At 65.1% G+C, this 20,904-nt stretch carries 20 protein-coding genes; 11 read left to right on the forward strand and 9 right to left on the reverse strand.

The annotated features are described in order from the left end of the window. Nucleotides 1-203: 203 nt before the first annotated feature. Complete coding sequence (locus B0G83_RS28525; RefSeq protein WP_105510737.1) at nt 204-383, reverse strand: hypothetical protein; 180 nt, start codon at nt 381-383, stop codon at nt 204-206. A 237-nt stretch (nt 384-620) separates the two neighbouring features. On the opposite strand from B0G83_RS28525, the gene B0G83_RS28530 reads away from it, so the two are divergent. Beyond that, the gene (locus tag B0G83_RS28530) at nt 621-872 is read left to right on the forward strand and encodes a DUF1488 domain-containing protein (protein ID WP_035545794.1); all 252 of its coding nucleotides are present in this window, start codon (nt 621-623) and stop codon (nt 870-872) included. Nucleotides 873-964: 92 nt separating this feature from the next. Here B0G83_RS28530 and B0G83_RS28535 read toward each other — a convergent pair whose 3' ends face one another. Continuing rightward, nucleotides 965-1,894, reverse strand: a complete 930-nt coding sequence (locus tag B0G83_RS28535) for a LysR family transcriptional regulator (protein ID WP_105510738.1) — start codon at nt 1,892-1,894, stop codon at nt 965-967. Between the two features lie 252 nt (nt 1,895-2,146). Here B0G83_RS28535 and B0G83_RS28540 point away from each other — a divergent pair, with 252 nt between their 5' ends. Then, nucleotides 2,147-2,920 (forward strand): SDR family NAD(P)-dependent oxidoreductase, encoded by a 774-nt coding sequence (locus B0G83_RS28540; protein WP_105510739.1) that lies wholly within the window; start codon nt 2,147-2,149, stop codon nt 2,918-2,920. 16 nt (nt 2,921-2,936) lie between these two features. Here B0G83_RS28540 and B0G83_RS28545 read toward each other — a convergent pair whose 3' ends face one another. Then, nucleotides 2,937-4,337, reverse strand: a complete 1,401-nt coding sequence (locus B0G83_RS28545; RefSeq protein WP_105510740.1) for a DHA2 family efflux MFS transporter permease subunit — start codon at nt 4,335-4,337, stop codon at nt 2,937-2,939. A 155-nt stretch (nt 4,338-4,492) separates the two neighbouring features. On the opposite strand from B0G83_RS28545, the gene B0G83_RS28550 reads away from it, so the two are divergent. After that, a complete protein-coding gene (locus B0G83_RS28550; RefSeq protein ID WP_105510741.1) occupies nt 4,493-5,353 on the forward strand; it encodes a LysR family transcriptional regulator in 861 nt (286 codons plus the stop codon). Between the two features lie 11 nt (nt 5,354-5,364). On the opposite strand, the gene add is transcribed toward B0G83_RS28550, so the two are convergent. Together add and B0G83_RS28560 are read right to left on the reverse strand one after the other, a co-directional pair. Beyond that, nucleotides 5,365-6,462, reverse strand: coding sequence for an adenosine deaminase (gene add / locus B0G83_RS28555; protein ID WP_105510767.1), 1,098 nt, complete (start codon nt 6,460-6,462; stop codon nt 5,365-5,367). Between the two features lie 114 nt (nt 6,463-6,576). Continuing rightward, on the reverse strand, nt 6,577-7,923 hold the full coding sequence (locus B0G83_RS28560) for an NCS2 family permease (protein ID WP_105510742.1): 1,347 nt from the start codon (nt 7,921-7,923) through the stop codon (nt 6,577-6,579). Between the two features lie 83 nt (nt 7,924-8,006). Here B0G83_RS28560 and B0G83_RS28565 point away from each other — a divergent pair, with 83 nt between their 5' ends. Beyond that, on the forward strand, nt 8,007-8,933 hold the full coding sequence (locus B0G83_RS28565) for a LysR family transcriptional regulator (RefSeq protein ID WP_105510743.1): 927 nt from the start codon (nt 8,007-8,009) through the stop codon (nt 8,931-8,933). A 37-nt stretch (nt 8,934-8,970) separates the two neighbouring features. On the opposite strand, the gene B0G83_RS28570 is transcribed toward B0G83_RS28565, so the two are convergent. Then, complete coding sequence (locus tag B0G83_RS28570; RefSeq protein WP_258168366.1) at nt 8,971-10,161, reverse strand: nucleoside hydrolase; 1,191 nt, start codon at nt 10,159-10,161, stop codon at nt 8,971-8,973. A 14-nt stretch (nt 10,162-10,175) separates the two neighbouring features. Then, nucleotides 10,176-11,285: a porin gene (locus B0G83_RS28575; protein ID WP_105510768.1), complete on the reverse strand. Its 1,110-nt coding sequence runs from the start codon at nt 11,283-11,285 to the stop codon at nt 10,176-10,178. 313 nt (nt 11,286-11,598) lie between these two features. On the opposite strand from B0G83_RS28575, the gene B0G83_RS28580 reads away from it, so the two are divergent. Beyond that, the gene (locus tag B0G83_RS28580) at nt 11,599-13,203 is read left to right on the forward strand and encodes a methyl-accepting chemotaxis protein (protein ID WP_105510744.1); all 1,605 of its coding nucleotides are present in this window, start codon (nt 11,599-11,601) and stop codon (nt 13,201-13,203) included. 65 nt (nt 13,204-13,268) lie between these two features. Here B0G83_RS28580 and B0G83_RS28585 read toward each other — a convergent pair whose 3' ends face one another. Then, complete coding sequence (locus tag B0G83_RS28585; RefSeq protein WP_105510745.1) at nt 13,269-13,706, reverse strand: carboxymuconolactone decarboxylase family protein; 438 nt, start codon at nt 13,704-13,706, stop codon at nt 13,269-13,271. A 241-nt stretch (nt 13,707-13,947) separates the two neighbouring features. Here B0G83_RS28585 and B0G83_RS28590 point away from each other — a divergent pair, with 241 nt between their 5' ends. Continuing rightward, the gene (locus B0G83_RS28590; RefSeq protein ID WP_105510746.1) at nt 13,948-14,997 is read left to right on the forward strand and encodes an NAD(P)/FAD-dependent oxidoreductase; all 1,050 of its coding nucleotides are present in this window, start codon (nt 13,948-13,950) and stop codon (nt 14,995-14,997) included. Nucleotides 14,998-15,136: 139 nt separating this feature from the next. On the opposite strand, the gene B0G83_RS28595 is transcribed toward B0G83_RS28590, so the two are convergent. Continuing rightward, the gene (locus B0G83_RS28595) at nt 15,137-15,373 is read right to left on the reverse strand and encodes a hypothetical protein (protein ID WP_105510770.1); all 237 of its coding nucleotides are present in this window, start codon (nt 15,371-15,373) and stop codon (nt 15,137-15,139) included. Between the two features lie 176 nt (nt 15,374-15,549). Between B0G83_RS28595 and B0G83_RS28600 the strand changes: the two genes are divergently transcribed. The 5 genes from B0G83_RS28600 (at nt 15,550) to B0G83_RS28620 (ending at nt 20,899) form a co-directional block, all read left to right on the forward strand. Next, a complete protein-coding gene (locus B0G83_RS28600) occupies nt 15,550-17,529 on the forward strand; it encodes a PAS domain S-box protein (RefSeq protein WP_105510747.1) in 1,980 nt (659 codons plus the stop codon). 292 nt (nt 17,530-17,821) lie between these two features. After that, entirely contained in the window at nt 17,822-19,015 is a 1,194-nt protein-coding gene (locus tag B0G83_RS28605; RefSeq protein WP_258168367.1) for an acyl-CoA dehydrogenase, read from the forward strand. A 29-nt stretch (nt 19,016-19,044) separates the two neighbouring features. Beyond that, nucleotides 19,045-19,674, forward strand: coding sequence for an SAM-dependent methyltransferase (locus B0G83_RS28610; protein ID WP_105510749.1), 630 nt, complete (start codon nt 19,045-19,047; stop codon nt 19,672-19,674). Further along, nucleotides 19,671-20,324: a glycosyltransferase family 2 protein gene (locus tag B0G83_RS28615; RefSeq protein WP_105510750.1), complete on the forward strand. Its 654-nt coding sequence runs from the start codon at nt 19,671-19,673 to the stop codon at nt 20,322-20,324. Before B0G83_RS28610 ends, B0G83_RS28615 begins: the two co-directional genes overlap by 4 nt. Nucleotides 20,325-20,404: 80 nt before the next feature. Continuing rightward, the gene (locus B0G83_RS28620; RefSeq protein ID WP_105510751.1) at nt 20,405-20,899 is read left to right on the forward strand and encodes a DUF421 domain-containing protein; all 495 of its coding nucleotides are present in this window, start codon (nt 20,405-20,407) and stop codon (nt 20,897-20,899) included. Nucleotides 20,900-20,904 lie beyond the last annotated feature (5 nt).

Here is a 20,904-nt window from a genome sequence, read left to right on the forward strand (position 1 = left end):
CGTTGTTATTCAGTAAGGGGCGGCAGCCGATTCGCCTGGCGCGCTCAGCGTTGCTGGCAGAAAAATAGTCCATCACGGCGAAAAAATAATCGGTAAAAATTAGGAAGAAATGTTTGGCTTATGAAAGCGCGTGTTAGGGAAAAATTCATGCGGCTTTGCCGGCAGAATGCAGCAAAGCCGCCCGCAGCTTGATGCGAAATATTTCAACTCACTGACGGTTCGCCCTCGCCGGGTTTTTTTCCGGGACGGTCGGCCGGCGACTGGTCGCGATCCTGATCGCCGCGCTCGGGGAGCTTGCTCTTCTCGTTATCGCTATGCACGGCAGGTTGCGGATGCTCGATATCGGCCGGTTTATCGTTGGCGTGCTCCTGGGTTGCACTCATGGCTCTCTCCTGGGTTGGAAAACACCCTCCATGCAGCAAGCCGCAGACCCGGCGCTTTTTGATGCCATCTACGCGCAGTGCAAACGCGGGATTTTCAATGCGAACTGATTCGGTATCCGTATGAGGTGCGGTGCATCAAACGACGTGGAAAAGCCGCCGCCACGACCGACAAAAGCCTTGACCGTCGAGGGCAGAAAGCGCACCGTGGGGAAGTTCGACCCGCCCGAGGAGCACAACATGAAACTCAACTTCCCGAATCCGAGTCGCAGCTACGACGCGAGCCATCATTGCGTCAATTTCTGGGGATACGACAACGCACGCGAGATCGCCTTCGCGGTGAACGACTCGGTGATTTCGAATCTAAGCCCCGAGGCCGGTTCCGACGAGCGGGCTGTATTGGCGGCCTTCGATCTGCATCGCGAGCAGATCCTGATGCTGGCGCGCGGCGTGTATGTCGCCGGGCCGCAAACGCGCTACACGATTTCCTGATGGATTGAGCGGGCTGGCTAGCGAGCGGTAACGCCCGGCGCGTCCGATCGGACTCGCCACGCGCCGACTCGCCATGCGCCGACCGCCGAAGCTCAACCCGCCGCTTCCCGCGTCGCACCGCCCGTTAGCGACACGACGAAGTCGAAGAACGCCCGCACCTTGGCCGGCGGATGATGCCGCGAAGGATAAAGCGCATACAGCGGATAAAGCTCATCGCCCCAATCAGGAAACAGTTCGACGAGCTTGCCACTGGATAGCAGCGGTTCCGCGCCGAGCGCCAGAATCTGCGCGACGCCCTGGCCTGCCGCGCACGCGCTGTGCATGGTGCCGACGTCGTTCACCGTCAGCGGACCTTGCGGCGTCAGCATCACCTTCTTGCGCCCGCGATGAAACTCCCAGCTGAACGGATAACCCGTTAGTGGATCGCGGAATTTGATGCAGATATGCCGCCCGGTTTCGAGGTCCGTGGGCGTGGCCGGATGCCCGTGTTTCTTCAGATACGACGGCGCGGCCACCGTCAGAATCCGCGTGTCCAGCAGTTTGCGCGCGATCAGCGACGACACCGGCGGATCGCCGAAACGGATCGCGATATCGAAGCCGTCGCCGACCATATCGCCCAGCTGGTCGCGCGTGATCAACTCGAGTTGCAGATCGGGATGCCTGTCGATAAACCCGCCTAGCCTGGCGCCGAGCACCAGCCGCGAAAAGAACGGATCCATATTCACGCGCAGTCGTCCGCGCACCGCCGTGGCGCCTTGCGCGGCCGAGGACGCCGCTTCTTCGAGGCCGCCCAGCAGCGGCACGATCTGTTCGTAGAAACGCCGGCCTTCGTCGGTCAGCGTGACCGAGCGCGTGGTGCGGTCGAACAGCCGGATTCCGAGCCGCGCTTCGAGCCGCGCGACCGAACGGCTCACTCCGGATTGCGACATGTCGAGTGCTTCGCCCGCCGCCGCAAAACTGCCGCAATCGACGATCGCCGTCAACACGCCCATGCCGTTCAGCATGCGCTCGTCAAATGGCATCTGTTATTCCTTTTCTTATGCATTAATGCACGACATGCTAACGCGAAAATCTGTTTGAATTCACACGACGGCGTGTGCAAAGGCCGCCCAGCAAGGCCGATCGATGATGTCTTGTCATGACTGGAATGACAGCGAAGCTATCGCGTCAATCGCCGGGTGGGCGTTAATCTTTGTGAACTCGCTCGAATGACGAAGGCATGCGATTCTCGTCATGCACAGGGCATATTTAACGGGAATAACGGAGAACGCGTCATGTCGAGAATATTTATTACCGGCTCCGCCGATGGGCTCGGTCAAATGGCCGCGCGACGGCTCGTCGACGCCGGACACCAGGTGGTTTTGCACGCCCGCAACGCGGCGCGCGCCGACGAAGCATTGAAAGCCGTGCCGCAAGCGGAGCGCGCGTTGGCCGGCGATCTGTCGAGTCTGGCCGACACGATCGCGCTGGCGGAGCAGGTGAACCGGCTGGGCCGGTTCGACGCAATCATCCACAACGCGGCGGTCGGTTATCAGGAGCCGCGCCGGATCGCCACGGTCGACGGCTTGCCGCACGTGTTCGCGGTCAATACGCTGGCGCCGTATGTCCTGACCGCGCTGATCGAGCGGCCACGGCGGCTTGTCTATCTCAGCTCGGGCCTGCATCGCAGCGGCGACGCGAGCCTCGACGACCTTGCCTGGGAGCGCAGGCCGTGGCAAGGCACGGCCGCGTATTCGGATTCGAAACTGCACGACACGTTGCTGGCGTTTGCGATGGCGCGCCGCTGGCCGCAGGTGTTGTCGAATGCGTTGGAGCCGGGCTGGGTCGCGACGAAAATGGGCGGCCCGGATGCGCCCGACGATCTGGCGGCCGCACCGACCACCCAGGTGTGGCTCGCCGTCAGCGATGAACCGGCGGCCACCGTCAGCGGCGCGTACTTCTATCACATGAAGCCGCGCGAAACGCATCCGGCGGCGCGTGACGTCGCGGTTCAGGAGCGCCTGATCGAAGCGTGCGCGGGATTCTCCGGCGTCCGTTTGGCGGATTGAGGGCGAATACCGCCGCTCAGCGTCCCGCGCTGTGCGGCGCCGGCGCGCGGACCTTGGGTTGCGCCGGCGCTTCGTCGAGCTGACGAAATATCCAGGCGGACACCAGCGTGATCACCCCCACGCACGCGAAGCTGAGGCGAAAGCCGAGCGCCGCCGAGCCCCATTGCGCCGAAAACAGATTCACGAGGCCGCCGCCGATCGACACGCCCAGCCCGATCGCGAGCATCTGCACCATCGAAAACAGGCTGTTGCCGCTACCCGCATCTTCATGCGAGAGGTCCTTGAGCGTGACGCTGTTCATCGCCGCGAACTGCATGGAGTTGGACGCACCGAACACCGCGAGGATGGCGATCTCGATGGCGAGCGGCGTGCCGCGCGTGATCAATGCAAACGCAACGATCGAGGAACCGACGATCAGCGTATTCACGAGCAGAAACGTGTCGTAGCCATAGCGGCGGATCAACGGCGCGATCCAGCGTTTGGCGACGGTGCCGGCGAGCGCCGCGGGCAGCATCATCAGACCGGAGTGCAGCGGCGAATAGCCGAGTTGCAATTGCAGCAGCAGGGGCACGAGAAACGGCACGGCGCTGGAGCCGATGCGGCACACAAGATTGCCGATCAGACCGACGCTGAAGTTCGGCTCGCTGAACAGCGCCAGCTTGAACAGCGGGTTACGACGGCGCCGTGCGTACGGAATATAGGCGAGGGCACTGACCACGGCGAGCACGAACAGCCCCGCGGCCCAGGCCGCCCGATGCGTGGAGAACGGCGCTTCGATCGACAGCGAAAACGCGATCATGCACAGCGACAGCAGCCCGCACCCCACGAAATCGAATGGCGGCGCCTGGGTCTCGCCATGTGCGGGCAGAAAGCGCTGCACCGCATAGAGGCCCACCGCGCCGATCGGCACGTTGATCAGAAAGATCCAGTGCCACGTCATGTCCTGCACGAACCAGCCGCCGAGCGTCGGTCCGGCGATCGGTCCCAACTGACCCGCCACCGAAATGAACGCCAGCGCCGACACGTACTGTTCGCCCGACACGCTGCGCAACACCGCTAGCCGGCCGATCGGCAGCAGCATCGAACCGCCGACGCCCTGCAGCACCCGCGCAATCACCAACTGACCGAGCGTATGCGCACTCGCGCAGCAGATCGAACCGAGCACGAAGATGAGGATCGCCACGAAATACACGCGGCGCGTACCGAAGCGGTCGGCAAGCCAGCCCGACGCGGGCGTGAGCATCGCCATGGTCAGCGTGTACGCGATGATGATCGGCTGCATGGCGAGCGGCGCGACATGCAGGCTGTTCGCGATCGACGGCAATGCGGTGTTGACGATCGTCGTGTCGAGCGACTGCATGAAAAAGCCGGCGGCGACGATCCACAGCAGCGCGGTCTGGGCGGAATCCTTGGTCATTTTTACGGGGCGGCGGGGCGGGCGGCTAGACGCCCGGACTCGGGGCAAGTCATTGGGGGAGTTCGTTCATGATATTGACATACCCGTCAATCGGGAACCCCACTAGGAATGGTGACTGTTATCGACAATGCCGATAAGCAGCGCGACAATGCGCCATGCTCAATCCCATCTGGCTCAAGACATTCGCCACAGTCGCCGCGTGCCATAGCTTCACCGAGGCAGGGCGGCGGCTCGACCTGACGCAGTCGAGCGTCAGCGAACACATCCGGCGGCTCGAAGAGAGCGTGGGCCGGCGTCTGTTCGTGCGCGACACCCATTCAATGGCCATGACCGCCGACGGCGAAGCCATGCTCGCGCACGCCAGCGTGATCTTGCAGGCGCTCGCGCGAGCCGAATCGCAGTTTCGCGCGCCACGCCTGAAAGGCCGCGTGCGGCTGGGTTCATCCGACGACGTCGCGCTCGGACCGTTGCCGAATGTGCTGGCCGCGTTTCGCGACGCGCATCCGGATGTCGAACTGGAGATCACCATCGGCATGACCGGCAAGCTTTATGAATTGCTGGAAGCCGGCGCGATCGATCTGCTGGTGGGCAAGCGCCGGCTCGGCGACCGCCGCGGCGTGCCGCTCTTCACGGGCCGGCTCGAATGGTTGGCGCGGCCAGGGACGCTGGTCGATCTGAGTCAGCCGTTGCCGCTGATTCTGGTCGCCGAGCCGAGCGTGACGCGCGCGGTCGTGCTCGATGCGCTCGCCGAAGCGGGGTTTAGCTGGCAACTGGTGTGCACGAGCAGCAGCCATTCGGGCTGTATCGCGGCGGCGCGCGGCGGGTTGGGGATCACGGTGCGGCCGCAGTATCTGGCGGCGCGTGGGCTGGCGCCGCCGCTGAATGCCGCGGCGCTGCCGGCGTTGCCATCGGTGGAATTTATCGCGTTAGCGGCCCGGCGGTTGAGTCGGCCGGCGGGCACGCTGATGCAGCTTTTGCACGACAGCGATCTGCGTGGGTCGTGGATCGGAGAGTGAGACGAGTCCGCTCAACCCGGCAACGTCGCCGCAAGCCGGTCGAACTCCACCGTCCACGCCGCACGCCACGCATTGCGCGTGGCCTCATCCACCCATGCGCCGTCGATCCCGTTCAGCATGAACTGCCGCAATTCGGCGAGGCTGAAGCCGAAGTGACTGAACATCAACTGCCACGCTTCGCTCGGATTCACCTTGTGCAGAGTCGGGTCGTCGGTGTTCGGATGGATTTTCAGGCCGAGGCCCGGCATGCGTCGCATGGGATGCTGTTCGGCCCATACGTCCGGCGCAAGCGTGCGCAGATAGTAGGAGTTGGTCGGCACGACAGTGAAGACGATGCCGCGCTCCGCGTAGCTCGCGGCCAGTTCCGGGTTGTCGACGATCGTGTAGCCGTGATCGATACGGTCGCATTGCAGTAAATCCACGGCGGTCTCGACATTGCGCCACGGCATGCCGAATTCGCCCGCGTGCGCGGTGGTTTTGAAGCCCGCGTTGCGCGCGTCGCGATACGCTTTCCAGAACAATTCGGGCGGCCGGTCGTTTTCGCGGTAATCGATGCCCAGACCAGCCACTTCGTCCGCCCGATGCGTGCGCATCCAGTCCACCAGCGCGACGGCTTCGTCCGGATCGGCTTCGCGGTCGATGCTCGGAATCAGGCGCGCGCTGATACCGAAATCGCGTGCGGCGTCGCGAATCGCGGTGACGATCGCGGCTTGCGCGTCGGCATACGGAATCTTCGACACGCGTACCGTGCCGGTCGGATTCCAGAAAAACTCGCTATGCCGCACCTGATGCGCGGCGGCATCGGCGAGATATTCGTAGGCGATACGATGCAGGTCGTCGGCTTGCGTGAGCAGGTAGTCGTCCAGCGCGCGCAGCACGCGCAGCACGCCGACCGGTTTCTCGCCGCGCGTATAGAACGAGTCGATTTCCGCGCGGCTGAGCGGCGCCTGGCTTTTCTCGGCCAGCGCGATAAAGGTCTCGTGACGTACCGCGCCCAGCAGATGGCAATGCAACTCGACCTTCGGCAGCGCGGTGAAGAACGCGTGATGCGCGTCGGTGAGCGTCATGCCGAGGCGCGATGCGGGCACGTTGCCCAAGGTCTCTTTCATGTCGGTATGGTTGTCGGTAGTGCGCAAAACTGAGTGTAGTGCGAATGCAAACGCTGGAAAACGTGCGGCGAACGGTGAAGCTTCAAGGCAGCGTCAAGGCGGTCTCAAAGCGGCTTAATGCGGTTTGACCACGGTATAGAAGTAATAGCCGAGCGGCACAGCCAGCACGTACAGCCCCCACGGCACTTCGCGGAACCGTCCGGCGAGCAGTTTGACGAGCACGTAGCAGAGCAGGCCGCCCGCAATGCCGGTGCCGAAACTGTTCGACATCAGCGTGAGCAGCACCATCGAGAGCACCGGCAGCGAGTCGGTGAAGTCGTCGAAATGCGCGTGGCGGATCGTGCTGAACATCGACAGGCCGATCAGGATCAGCGCGGGCGCGGTCGCTTCTTTCGGGATTGCCAGCGCGACCGGCACGAACAGCAGCATCAGCGCGAACATCGCGGCGGCGGCGAGCGAGGACAGACCGCTGCGGCCGCCCGCTTCGACACCCGCCGCCGATTCCACCAGCGCGGTCAGCGCCGGAATTCCGAACACCGGCCCGAGCGTCGCGGCGATCGAGTCGACCAGAAACGGGCGGTTGATATTCGGCAGGTTGGCGTTTTCGTCGAGCAGGTTGGCTTTCGCGCCGACCGCGAGCGTGGTGCCGAGCGTCGAGAAAAACTCGGCCGCGAAGAACACGAACAGATACGGAATCGAAGCCACGCTCAGCGCGCTGACCAGGTCGACCTTGAACGCGATCGGCGCGATGCTATGCGGCCACGACAAGAACGACGCGGGCAGATGCGTGACGCCGAGCGGCACGCCCGCACCGGCCGCGATCAGGATCGCCCACAGAATCGCGCCGGGCACGCGGCGGCCTTGCAGTACCACGGCCGCGCCGAGTCCGATCAGCGCGACCAGCGTGCCGGGCCGCGAGAAATCGCCGAGCGCGAGCGCGTTGGTTTTCGCGTTGGCGATGACCATGCCCGCGTTGCGGAAGCCGAGCACCGCGATGAACAAGCCGATCGACGCACCGAGTCCGAGCTTGATCTGAGCGGGAATCAACCGCATCACGAGACTGCGCGCGCCGACCACGGTCAGGATCAGGAACAGCACGCCGGACACGCATGCAATGCCGAGTCCCGTTTGCCACGCGACGTGTTCGCCCGCGAGCGTGATGCCGAGAATCACCGAGCCGCCGATGCCGGGCCCCACCAGAAACGGCAGGTTCGCATACAGCGCCATCAGCACCGTGCTCAGCACGAACACGAGAATCGTCGCGGTGGTGGCGGCGCCGCGATCCATGCCACCCGCCGCCAGCAGCGAAGGGATCACGACCAGCAGGTAAGCGGCCGCGAGAAACGACGTGATACCGGCTATGGTTTCGATGCGTACGCTGGTGTTGCGCTCGCTGAGCGCGAAACGCCGCTCGAGCCAACCGCTGCCCGCCGATGCCGCGGCAGGCGGTGCTTTGGCCATTGAAGATTCGTTATTGATCAATTGATTCGTCCTGTAATCGTGCCATTTATACTGCTGCGCATTGCGTCGATGCTTCGCTCACCATGACCGACCGTTCGTCCCTGCTGCCCGCGCTCACGCTGCGGCAAATCCAGTACTTCGTCACGCTCGCGCATGCGCGCAGCTTCACGCAGGCCGCGCAGTCGCTCGCGTTGACGCAGCCGGCGCTGACCGCGGCGATCCGGCAGATCGAATTCCTGCTCGGCGGCCCGCTGTTCGCGCGTTCCGCGCATCGGCTGACACTCACGCATGCGGGCGCCAGCGTGCTGCCGCTCGCCGAACGCCTGCTCAACCAGGCGCGCGGCACTTTCGACGACATGGCGAGCACCTTCGCCGAACGCGTGCAGACCGTGCGCATCGGGCTGATTCCATCGGCCGCGGCGCGTCTGCTGCCCGCGCTCGCTTCGTTGCGCGCGCAACAGCCGTCGCTGCGCTTCACGCTGAACGACATGCCGAACACCGCGTTGCTCGACGCGGTGCGCCAGGGCGCGGCCGACTTCGGCGTGGGCGTGCATGAGCCGGACGCGCCCGCCACCGACCGCGACGGCGACGCCGCATTGCGCTATCAGGATCTGTTCGAGGATCAGATCGTGGTGGTGGTGCGGCGCGACGATCCGCTCGCGCAACGAAAAAGCCTGGCCTGGGCGAAGCTGGTGGGGCGCGAGCTCGCGGCGTTCGTACGTGGCAGCGTCAGCGAGGCGTTGCAACGCACCGGCGGCGCGGAAGGCTTGCAGCTCAACGTCGCCTATCGCGTCGAATACACCGAGCCCCTGTACGAACTGGTGCGCAACCGCCTGGCCATTGCGGTGCTGCCGAGTCTCTACACGATGCATCTGCACGACGTCGAACTGGTCGCGCTGCGTCTCGACAAACCGCGCGTGACCCGCTCGATCGCGCTGATCTCGCTCGACGGCGACGATCGCGGCCCGCACGTGCGGGCTTGCCGCGAGTGGATCGTCGCGCATATCTGAGGGCGGATGCGGGGGCTGCATGGGGGTGCGGTTGCGCTCAAGGCAGCGTCGCGAGCCGTGCGCGCAGCGCGGCGTAAAAACCGTCCGCATCGACTTCCGTGATCCACGTCGCGTTCGGTTTGCGTCCGCTGTGGCCGCTCCAGTCCACCACGGTTTCGCCGAGCGTCCATTCGCCGACGGTCTCGATCATCACGTTGACCTCGCGTCCCTTGAACAACGACGGCTCGATCAGATAACCGGTCGCGCACGGGTCGTACATCGGCGCGGACTCAACGCCGCGGCGGCCTTTCTGATAGGCGACTTCCGCGGCCATGATGTCGGCCGCCAGGGTTCCGCAACGGTTGCCGAGCGCGCGAATCGGTGCGATGCGCGCGGGCGTGATCGGCGCTTTCACGGCGACGTCGCGCGGCAGCACGACAATCGGCACGCCGCTCGCGAACACCACCTGCGCGGCTTGCGGATCGACATAGATGTTGAATTCCGCGGCCGGCGTGATGTTGCCGCGTTCGAAGAACGCGCCGCCCATCAGCACGATGTCGCGAATGCCGTTGCGGATCTCGGGCGCCTCGATTAGCGCGCTGGCGAGGTTGGTCAGCGGGCCGAGCGCGCAGAGCGTCACGCTGTGCGGCGGCGCCGCGCGCAGCGTCTCGATCAGGAACGCCACCGCGTGTTGCGGCGCGAGCGGCGCCAGCGGTTCGTGCAAGGGCACGCCGTCGAGGCCGGTTTTGCCGTGGACGTTGGCGGCCGTGATCAGTTCGCGCGTGAGCGGCCGCGGACAGCCGGCATAGACCGGCAGCGAATGCGTGCGCCCGGCCCAATCGCGGACGATGCGCGCGTTGCGTTCGGTCAGATCGAGCGGCACGTTGCCGGCCACCGTGGTGATCGCGCGCAGGTCGAGCCGGTCGCTGGCGCCGAGCGCGAACAGGATCGCGATCGCGTCGTCCTGGCCCGGATCGCAGTCGATGATGACGCTGCGGCGAGCGTTGTCCCGCGCCATGGCCGCGCTGGATGAAACGCCGGCGGCCGGGTCCGCATTGGCGCCTTGATTTGCCGGCGCCGTTTGCGCCGTCGCGGTGGTGGTGGATGCCGCCGCGCCCGCCAGCACCGGCCACGAAGACGCACCGGCGGCCAGCCCCATCGCCGTGCGCAAAAACTTGCGGCGCGGCTGCGCCGGCGCGATCTCATGGGTCGAAGCGATCGGATCGACCGCATCAAGGAATGTCGTCATGGTCGTCTCGGGCGTCAAAACACGTGGCGCATGCCGACCGTGGTAATCATCTGCCGGATGCCGGTGGATTGCGCGTACGCAAAAATCTGCGCGTGTTGCGCGTCGCCCGCCGCCTGTTGTGCGATCACCGTCAGCGCGATGTCCGTGCGTTTGGACAGGAAGTAATCGGCCTGCAGATTGACCTGATGCCATTTGGGCCTCGTGTTGATCACATCGTATTTGCCGTCGGTGAAGGCGTACGCGGCGCCGAGAATGAACGCGGGTGTCACGTGATAGTTCACGTTCAGGTTGTAGTTCTGCAAACGCAGATGCGAACCGTCGAGATAATCGTAGCGGACATCCGTGAACAGTGCGGCGAATTGCGCGGCGCCGACCGTATAGAACCCGCCCGTGCCGAAGATGCGCTGTTTGCTCGCGAACGCGGCCGGATGCAGCGCGCTCTTCGCGAAGATCAGCAGCGACGAGGCGTAGTCGTTCGAGATCGCGCCGTCCTGATTGGTGGCGCTATACGGATTGTTGTACTGCGCGTAGACCACGCTCCATTTCAGCGGGCCGTGCTCGTAACCGGCGCCGAAGCTGTAGGCGTTGTTGTTGGCGAAACCGGTGGCGTTGCTGAAGCCGTATTCGGCGGTAGCCTTCAGGCCGCGATAGTCGGGCGTCACGTATTTCACCGCGTTCTGCACGCGAATGTCGTTATAGCCGTTGTCGTTGTCGCCGATGTTCACGCCGTTGCTCGCAATGATCACAGGACCGACGTAGTCGTGCACCGTGTCGTACTGACGGCCGAAGGTCAGCGTGCCGTAGTGCTTGCTGGCGAGTCCCACGAACGCCTGGCGGCCGAATTCGCGGCCGTTTTGCGACGCGGTGCCTGTCATTACGTTGAAGCCGTTTTCCAGCTGGAAAATCGCGCTCGTGCCGCCACCCAGGTCTTCCACGCCTTTGAGGCCCCAGCGCGGATTCTGATTGGTGCCCGACAGCGCCTGCCACGCGTTCTTGCCGCCCTGGTTCGTCGCATAGCCGACGCCCGCCGAAATCAGGCCATACAGCGTGACGCTGCTTTGCGCATGCGCCGCGCCGGAGAGTGCGCCGGCGATCGCGAGAGGGGCGAACTTGAGTAGTTTCATCGTGGTCCAGTAGCGGAAAGAGAGAGCGCCACGCGTGCGGCGCATTCGAACTGGGCTCGACTATACGAAGCCGTCGGCTATAAAAATAATGTTGTTTTCTTATGGTTCTATAAATTAAATCTATTCAAAGCGCCGCTGCGCCTGCGGGACCACGTTCGCCAGATTTTATTTTTTCTTGCCGGGAGGAGTCGTTATACTTTCCGTATATGGATACATGTTCCTCGTATGGAACAAACCGGCATCGCGTCACGGGACGCGAAAACCCGATATACAGAAACCAGAGCGCCAACCCGCCAGAGCGACGAGACCCTTCATGACCCGAAACCTGACCATCAACCTGCGGATCGCGATCACCATCGCGTTTCTCGGCGCACTGCTGATCGCGACCGGCGCGCTCGGCATTCTCGGCATGAACGAAAGCAACGAAGCGCAGCACGACGCGTACACGGTGCATTTCGCGTCGGTGGTGGCGCTCGGCAAGTCGGGCACGGCGATGTCGCGGGCGCGCTTCGGGCTCGACTGGGCGATGAGCAATCCGCACTCGCCGCAACTGAATGCGCAACTCGAACGCGCACGCATGCTGCTCGGCGATTCGGACAAGTGGTGGACCACGTTCCGCGAGCTGCCGAAAACGCCCGACTTGCAGCGCCTCACCGACGACCTCGACGCCAAACGCACCGCCGTGCGGCGCGACGGCATCGACCAGCTGATCGCGGCGATTCGCGGCGGCGACGCGAGCTGGATGGACGAAAGCCGCGCGGCGCATCTGATCGGCCTCTACACCGCGATGAACACGAGCCAGGGCGCGCTCGAGGACTATCTGAACCAGCAGGCGAGCGACGCGAGCGAGCGCTCGGCGGCGCTGTTTCATACGCTGCTGGTGGCGTGCCTCGGCAGCATTCTGGTGGGCTTGACGGTCGCGCTCATCAGTTGGCGCACGTTGCGACGCGCGATCATGGCGCCGCTGCACGACGCGCTGCGCCAGTTCGACGCGATCGCCGCCGGGGAGTTGACCACGCACGTGACGATCCGCTCGAACGACGAAATGGCGACGCTGCTGCGCGGCGTCGCGTCGATGCAGGACAAGCTCGGCGCGACCGTGACCACGGTGCGGGCCGGTTCGCATTCCATCGCGTCGTCCACCCAGCAGATCGCCGCCGGCAATCTCGATCTGTCGCAGCGCACGGAGGAACAGGCGGCGTCGCTCGAACAGACCGCGGCGGCGATGGAGCAACTCACGTCGACGGTGCAGTTGAATGCGCAGAACGCGCATCACGCCAGCGAACTGGCCTCGCGCGCGTCGATCATGGCCGCGCGCGGACGTGCTTCGGTGGGCAGCATGGTCGAGACGATGAGGGTGATTCACGCGGGTTCGTCGAAGATGACCGGCATCATCACCGCGATCGAAGGGATCGCGTTCCAGACCAATATTCTCGCGCTGAACGCGGCCGTCGAAGCGGCGCGCGCCGGCGAAGAGGGGCGCGGCTTCGCCGTGGTGGCCGGTGAAGTGCGCAGTCTCGCGCAGCGCTCCGCGGCGGCGGCGAAGGAAATCGGCGCGCTGATCGCGGAGTCGACCGCGCGCGTGGAGAGCGGCGCGGGCCTCGTCGACGAAGCGGGCGCGACGATGCAGGAGATCGAGGCGGAGATTGGCCGGGTGGCGAAGATCGTTGGCGAGATCGCGGCGGCGTCGAAAGAGCAGAGCGACGGCATCCAGCAGGTGAGCCTCGCCGTCACGCAGATGGACGAGGTCACGCAGCACAACGCCGCGCTCGTCGAGGAGAGCGCGGCGACCGCGAATTCACTCGCGGATCAGGCGCGGCAGTTGAGCGAATTGACCGCGGCGTTCAAGGTGGCGAGCGATCGAACGGCGCGGACCACGGGCATCGTGCAAACGGCCCAAGCTACGCAAACGGCGTAAAGCGGGTGGCCGGTTAGACCGTTCCCCCCGTTCGACCCACTCCCCGATTCGTCACGACATGACGCTTAAGCCGGCATCTTGCGGAACGCGATCGCAAAGCGGTTCCACGCGTTGATCGCGGACACCAGCAGCGTCAGATCGACCAGTTCTTCGTCGCTGAAGTGCGGACGCACGGCTTGCCACACCGCGTCAGGCACATGCTCGTGCGACACCAGCGTCACCGCTTCGGTCCATTCGAGCGCGGCGCGTTCGCGGTCGGTGAAGAACGGCGTTTCGCGCCATACCACCACGGTCGCGAGACGGCGTTCGGTTTCGCCGCCCTTGCGGGCGTCGGCCACGTGCATGTCGACGCAGTACGCACAGCCGTTGATTTGCGACGCGCGCAGCCGCACCAGTTCGGCCAGCGGTTTTTCGAGCGCCGATTTGCCGATGCGTTCCTCGACGCCGAGCAGGGCTTTGACGGCGGCGGGATTGGCTTTGTAGAAGTCGAGACGTTGTTCCATGATTCACTCCTGAGTCGGGTTGGACGCATACGGCGATGCGATGAGTGAAGATTAGTCGCTTGATTGGCTTAGTAAAATGACCGGTTTTGTCTGTTTTCAGGTAGCCACTTTGGCTGCCCGATAACACAGGTCGAGCACGCCCGGCGCTGCGTGCCGAGCGTCCTTACCGCGCGTAATGGCATCGTTGCCGGGTTTCGGGCGATTCGGTATGGTGGGCCATCGCCTTCCACAGAGAGACCGCATGACTTCTGCCGCAGACCCCTCCGCGCCGCTGATCCGCACCGACGTCCTGATCGTCGGCGCCGGCCCCGTGGGGCTTTTCGCCGCTTTCGAAGCGGGCGTGCTTGGCCTCACCTGCCAGATCGTCGACGGCCTCGACAAGGTCGGCGGTCAATGCATCGAGTTGTACCCGGACAAGCCGATTTACGATATCCCCGCGATTCCGTCGTGCACCGCACGCGAACTGGTCGAGCGTCTGATGGCGCAATGCAAGCCGTTCAACGTGCCGATTCATCTGGAGCAGCGCGTCGAGTCGGTCGAGCAACGCGCCGATGGACGCTGGACCGTGCGTACCGGGCGCGGCCTCGCGTTCGATGTGGCGGCGATTCTGCTGGCCGCCGGCAACGGCGCCTTCGTGCCGCAGAAGCTCGCGCTCGCCGAAGCGGTGCCGCTGGAATCGCGCCATGTGCACTACAGCGTGCCGCGCCTTGCCGAATTCGCGGACAAAAACGTGGTCGTGGCCGGCGGCGGCGATTCCGCGCTCGACTGGGTGCTGGCGCTGCGCAAGGTCGCGCGGCGCGTCACGCTGGTCCATCGGCGCAATGGGTTCAGTGCGGCCGATTCGAGCGTCGAGTTGATGCGGCGCGCGGTCGACGCGGGCGAGATGGATTTCGTCATCGGCGCGATCGCGGGGCTCACCGTCGAAGACGATGTATTGAAGTCGATCACATTGCGCGGCCTCGACGGCGAGCGGCAACTCGAGGCGGAACATCTGGTCGCGCTATACGGACTCGTCGCCGATCTCGGACCGATCGGGCAATGGGGATTGTCGATTCACGGCGGCCGCATCGACGTGGATACGTCGAACTATGAAAGCACGCGGCCGGGTATTTTCGCGGCTGGCGACATCGCCAACTATCCGAACAAACAGAAGCTGATTCTGTCCGGTTTCCACGAGGCGTCGCTGGCGCTTCGCAAGGCGTATTCGTATGCGTACCCGGAAAAAAAGCGCATGCACGTGCATTCCAGTTACGACGCGAAGCTCGCGGAAAAGCTCGGCGCGGCGGGTTGAGCGTCGCGATGGCGCCCTATCGTTCGCGGGCTTCGGCGCAGTCAGTTTGAAAAAGTGAAAGAGCCGGTAGGGAACGACACGTTCCTGCCGGCTCTTTTTTACCCGTGGGGTACGGCTTCGGGCGCCGCGTTACGTCGCTTCATTTCCCCGCGGGTTGGCTAGCGGCGGCTGCCGCGCTGGCTGCCTTGTCCTTCTTCTTCGCTTCGTGGTGACCGATCGCGCAGCCGGCGGCCGCACCGGCTACGCCGTGGTCCCCGGCCACATGGCCGGCCACGCCGCCCACCACGGCGCCCTTGGTACAGCCTTCGGCGTGCGCGGCAGTCTGAGCGAGCGCCAGCGCGGCGGTGAGTGCAACAGTGGTCAAGGCTCGTTTCAATTGATGCTCCTGGTTTTCAATGAGTGTGAATACAGCCTTAGCAATTGCGAGGCCTGAGGATGGCGTTCGTACCGCCATGCCATTGCAGCGCGACTCAGGTGAAACCACGAGCCAGGCGGCGGCCGTCTCCCGGTGTATGCTTTTGGACGATTACTCACTTCCATTTCCTTGCCGCGATGAACCACCTCGACGCCCCGCCTGCCGACGATCACGACGAACCCGCACCGGCCGGGAGCGCACGCCCATCGCCGGAGCGCGCGACCGCCGGCGTCGATTACGGCATGCTGGTCCAGGCGATCCAGGACTATGCGATTTTCCTGCTGGATGCGACCGGCCACATCGTCAGTTGGAGCACCGGCGCGCAGAAGCTGAAGGGGTACACGGAAGCGGAGATCATCGGCGAGCACTTTTCGCGCTTCTATACCGCCGAAGCGGTGGCGCGCGGCTGGCCCGCGTACGAATTGCAGCAGGCGTCGCTGACCGGCCGTTTCGAGGACGAAGGCTGGCGCGTGCGCAAGGACGGCACGATGTTCTGGTCGAACGTCGTGATCACGGCGATCCGCGGCGAGGACGGCAAGGTCACGGGCTTCGCCAAGATCACGCGCGACCTGAGCGCGCAACGCGAGTATCTGGAAGCGTTGCGGCAAAGCGAAGAGCGCTTCCGTCTGCTGGTGGACAGCGTGAAGGACTACGCGATCTTCATGCTCGATCCGGACGGCTACGTGGTTAGCTGGAATGCCGGCGCGGCGCGTATCAAGGGTTATTCGCGCGAGGACATCGTCGGCCGGCATTTCTCGACGTTCTATCCGCCGGAGGATGTCGCGGCGGGCAAGCCGGCGCGCGAGCTGGCGATCGCCCGCCAGATCGGTCACGTGGAGGACGAAGGCTGGCGCGTACGCAAGGACGGCACGACCTTCTGGGCCAACGTCAACATTACCGCCGTGTACGACGAGACGGATCGCTTGCGCGGCTTCGCCAAGGTCACGCGCGATCTGACCGAGCGGCGTCAACGCGAAGAGCTGGAGCGCTCGGGCGACCGCATGCGCAAGTTTCTCGCGACCCTCGCGCATGAATTGCGCAATCCGCTCGCGCCGGTGCGCAATGCGCTCAGTGTGATGCAACTGGAAGCCGGCGTGAGTTCCACGCTGGCGCGTTCGCGCGATCTGATCGACCGTCAGGTCACGCATCTCACACGGCTGGTCGACGATCTGCTCGACGTCGGCCGCATCATGTCGGACAAAGTCGAGTTGCGCGTGACCGACGTCGATCTGGCCGAAGTGGTGGCGCGCGGCATCGAAGCGGCGCGGCCGTTTACCGACGCGCACGAGCAGCGCGTCGTCGTGCATTTGCCGCGCGATCCGGTCGTGGTGCGCGGTGACATGACGCGTCTCGTGCAGGTGCTCCAGAACCTGCTGCATAACGCGTCGAAATTCTCGCCGGTGGGCAGTCGTGTCGACGTGCAGGGGCGCGTCGAGCATCGCATGGCGGTGCTCGAAGTGTGCGACCAGGGCTGCGGCATTCCGGTGCGTTCGCTCGACCGGATTTTCGAACTGTTCGCGCAGGAGAAGGACAGTCAGACCGCGGGCGCGGGCGGTCTGGGTATCGGCCTGACGCTGTGCAAATCGCTGGTCGAGATGCATGGCGGCAGCATTCTCGCGAGCAGCGAAGGCGTGGGATGCGGCAGCCGCTTCACGGTGAGTCTGCCGCTGGCCGCGGCGCCGTCCGCGGTGGCGGACCACGCGCCGAACACGGCGGACGGCGACGTCGCGCCGCTGCGCATTCTGCTGGTCGACGACAATCGCGATTCGGCCGACAGTCTCGCCATGCTGCTCGAACTCAAGGGCCATACGGTGCGGATCGCCTATGAAGGGCAACAGGCGCTCGACGTCGCGCCGCGTTTCGTGCCGCACCTCGCGGTGATCGATCTGGCCATGCCGAAGATGGACGGCTTCGCGACGATCGCCGGGCTGCATGCCATGCCCGAACTCGGCAACACGATGTATGCGGCCATGACCGGCTTCGGTCATGCGACCGATCGCGAACGGTCGCGCGAGGCCGGGTTCGACGTGCATCTGGTGAAACCGGTGGAACTAACGCTGTTCGACGACTTGCTGGCGCAGGTCGAGGCGCGGCGCGGTGCGCGAGGGGCGGGTTAGGCTTCGCGCAATGCGGCGCATGTCCGGCTCATCATCCAGCGTGCCTCGCTGATTAGGGACTGTGCCTCGCTCACGGCCGAGCGTCCCCGGGCTCGGGCTATTCAACCTTTCTCCTGTCCAAACCCTCTCAGGGCGGCTGTCACGCGTGCGGCACGTCGCTTGCTGTCCGTCTGCATGCACGGCGGCGCCTGATCTTCCGCCGGCACCCGATCCACCGCTTCAGGGAGGCACGATGCTCGATACGCGAGATCGTGCGGCCGGCGTCAGCGCGCGGCCGCCGCAAAGGTTTGACATGGCTCACCGAGCGCGCGAAACGACGCGCGCCCAACCCATGGCGGCGCCTGCCGCGGCGTTGGAAGATTTTTTGCGTAACACGCGTTTCGATCCTCACAACTCCGCTTCGTTGGGTGACGTGTTACGCACACTGGTCGACTACGGCTGTGATCGTGCGCCGTTCGTTCCGCTACCGGGCCATGGTCAGACGGTGGCGCGGTGGCGTGCGTTGGCCGCGGTGGCGGCATGTGATCTTGGTCTCGTCAAGCTCTTCGAAGGCCATACCGATGCGTTGGCGATCCTTGCGGAACTGGGCGGGCACGGGGTGGCGCCGGGGAGCCGCTGGGCCGTGTGGGCGGCGGAGCCGCCGGAAGCGCGGGTCGCGGCGATGCGGGTGGATGCTGTTGAACGGATCGATGGACTGGCAGGGCAGGCAGGTTTGGCGGAGCGGATCGCTCAAGACACGCCGGTGTATCTCACCGGCACGAAAGCCTGGTGTTCAGGCGCGGCCGTCGTCAGCCATGCGCTCGTGACCGCGTGGCTGGACGACGAACCCGTGCTGGTCGCCGTCGCGATGCATCATCCGACCATCGCGATCGATTCGTCGAAGTGGCAGGCCATCGGCATGCAGGCCACGGCCAGTGCCGACGTTCACTTCGCGCGGACGCCGGCCACGCTGATCGGCGCGGCGCATGCGTATGTGCGCCGGCCGGGTTTCTGGCAGGGCGGAGCGGGTATCGCCGCGTGTTGGTACGGTGCCGCCGCGCAGATCGGTCAGCGGCTGCGCGAGTCGTCGTCACCCAAGGCGGACGCACACCGTCTGGCACATCTGGGCGCGATCGATGTTGCATTGGCGTCGGCCGCCGCCGTGTTGCGCGAAACCGCTGCATGGATCGATGCCAATCCGCGCGCCGACGCGCAACGGGTGGCGCTGCGCGCACGCCTCGTCGTCGAGGCGGCGGCGACTGAAGTCATGCATCACGCGACCCGTGCGCTTGGCGCGGGTCCGTTGTGCCGCGACGCACGTTTTGCGCGCGCGCTGGCGGATTTGCCGGTGTTTCTGAGGCAGAGCCATGCGGAGCGCGATCTTGCCGCGCTAGGCGCGCTGATGACAGCCGCGCAGGGCAATGGGGGAATCGATGCGCGCGTGGAATCTGGCGCCGACGCCCACGTCGAACCTCAAGATCCCGGGACCGCGCCATGGACGCTCTAACGCCCCGCAGCGAGGACAGCGCCGCTGACATGACATCGACGTCGGCTTCCTCGTCGTCCTCACCCGCCACCTATTTCGACGACCTCTATCGTCACAGCGACGACCCCTGGCACCTACGCAAAGGCTGGTACGAAAGCCGCAAACGCTCGCTCACACTCGCGCTGTTACCGCGTCCGCGTTACCGCAACGCATTCGAACCGGGTTGCGCGAACGGCGAGTTGACCTTCGAACTGGCAAAACGCTGCGACACGTTGCTCGCCGCCGATCTTCACGAACGCGCGGTGCAACTTGCCGGCGAACGCCTGGCCGCCGCGTCGCACGTGAGAATCGAACGACGCACCGTGCCGCGCGACTGGCCGACCGAGGCCGGACCCTTCGACCTGATCGTCATCAGCGAATTCGCCTATTACCTGAACGCGGCCGAACTCGACGCGCTCGCCGGCTGCATCGCCGCGTCGCTCACGGCGGACGGCACGCTGCTCGCCTGTCACTGGCGCCGGCCGTTCACCGAGGCGCTCGAATCCGCCGACACCGCGCATGCGTTGTTCGATGCGCGTTGCGGCCTGGCGCGTCTCGCGCATCACGACGAAGCCGATCTGCTGATCGACGTCTGGTCGCGTGACGCACGTTCGGTGGCGCAACGCGAGGGGCTCTTATGATCGGCGTGATCGTTCCGGCGCATAACGAGGAGGCGTTGCTGGCGCCTTGTCTCGCGGCCTTGCTCGGCGCGTCGCGGCATGAGGAACTGGCGGGCGAAACCGTGCGCATCGTGGTCGTGCTCGATGCCTGCGACGACTTCAGCGGCGCGATCGCGCGCGCGTACGGCGTCGAGACCTTGATGCTGAAGGCGCGCAACGTCGGCATCGCGCGCGCGACGGGCGCGGATTTGCTGCTCGCCGATGGCGCCCGCTGGCTCGCTTTCACCGACGCCGACAGTCGCGTGTCGACGGGCTGGCTGGTCGCGCAACTATCGCTGGACGCGGACGCCGTGTGCGGCTCGATTGCCGTCGACGACTGGACCCCGCATCCGCTCAGCGTGCGCGAGGTGTTTCGCAAGACGTATGTGGATGCCGATGGCCATCGGCACATTCACGGCGCGAACCTGGGCGTGTCCGCCGACGCGTATCGTCGCGCGGGCGGCTTTCCGCCGCTGACCTGCAGCGAGGACGTCGCGCTGGTCGACCGGTTAATCGCGACCGGCGCACGCATTGCGTGGAGCGCCGCGCCGCGCGTCATCACCAGTGCGCGCGCGGTAGCGCGCGCGCGCGGCGGCTTCGGTGACACGCTCGCGGCGTGGGCGGCGGGATGAGATGGCGCTCGTGGCCACCTGCCTCAACCGCGGTTCAACGATGACGACAAAAGAAGGCGGCACGCCGCGAGGAGGGCGACATGACAGATGCGTTTTTCCTGCTGTTCGGCCAAGGCAGAAACCTCGACCCGCTGCAAATGAGTGTGCGTTCGATCGTCGTCTTCCTGGTCGCGCTGGCGTTGATCCGCGTGTCGGGGCGGCGCTCGTTCGGCCAGCGCTCGCCATTCGATTCGGTGGTGGTCATCCTGCTTGGCGCGACGTTGAGCCGGGCGATAGTCGGCGCGTCGCCGTTCGTCGCGACCGTGGTGTCGTCGTTTGCCATCGTCGCGTGTCACCGGCTGCTGGCCTGGGGTTGCATGCGATCGCGCACGCTGGAGCGACTGGTGGGTGGTGTCGAGCGCGAGGTGTTCAGCAACGGCCTGTTCCATCCGCACGAAATGAACGCGGGGCTGATCACGCCGACCGACGTTCAGGAAAGCGTGCGGCAGAAAACCGGCGCGCGTTCCATGGAGGACGTCGCGGCCGCGATTCTCGAACGCAACGGCGAGGTGAGCGTGATTCGCAAGGCGCCGTGAGGGCG

This window comes from Paraburkholderia sp. BL21I4N1, from assembly GCF_002973525.1.
Lineage (GTDB): Bacteria > Pseudomonadota > Gammaproteobacteria > Burkholderiales > Burkholderiaceae > Paraburkholderia.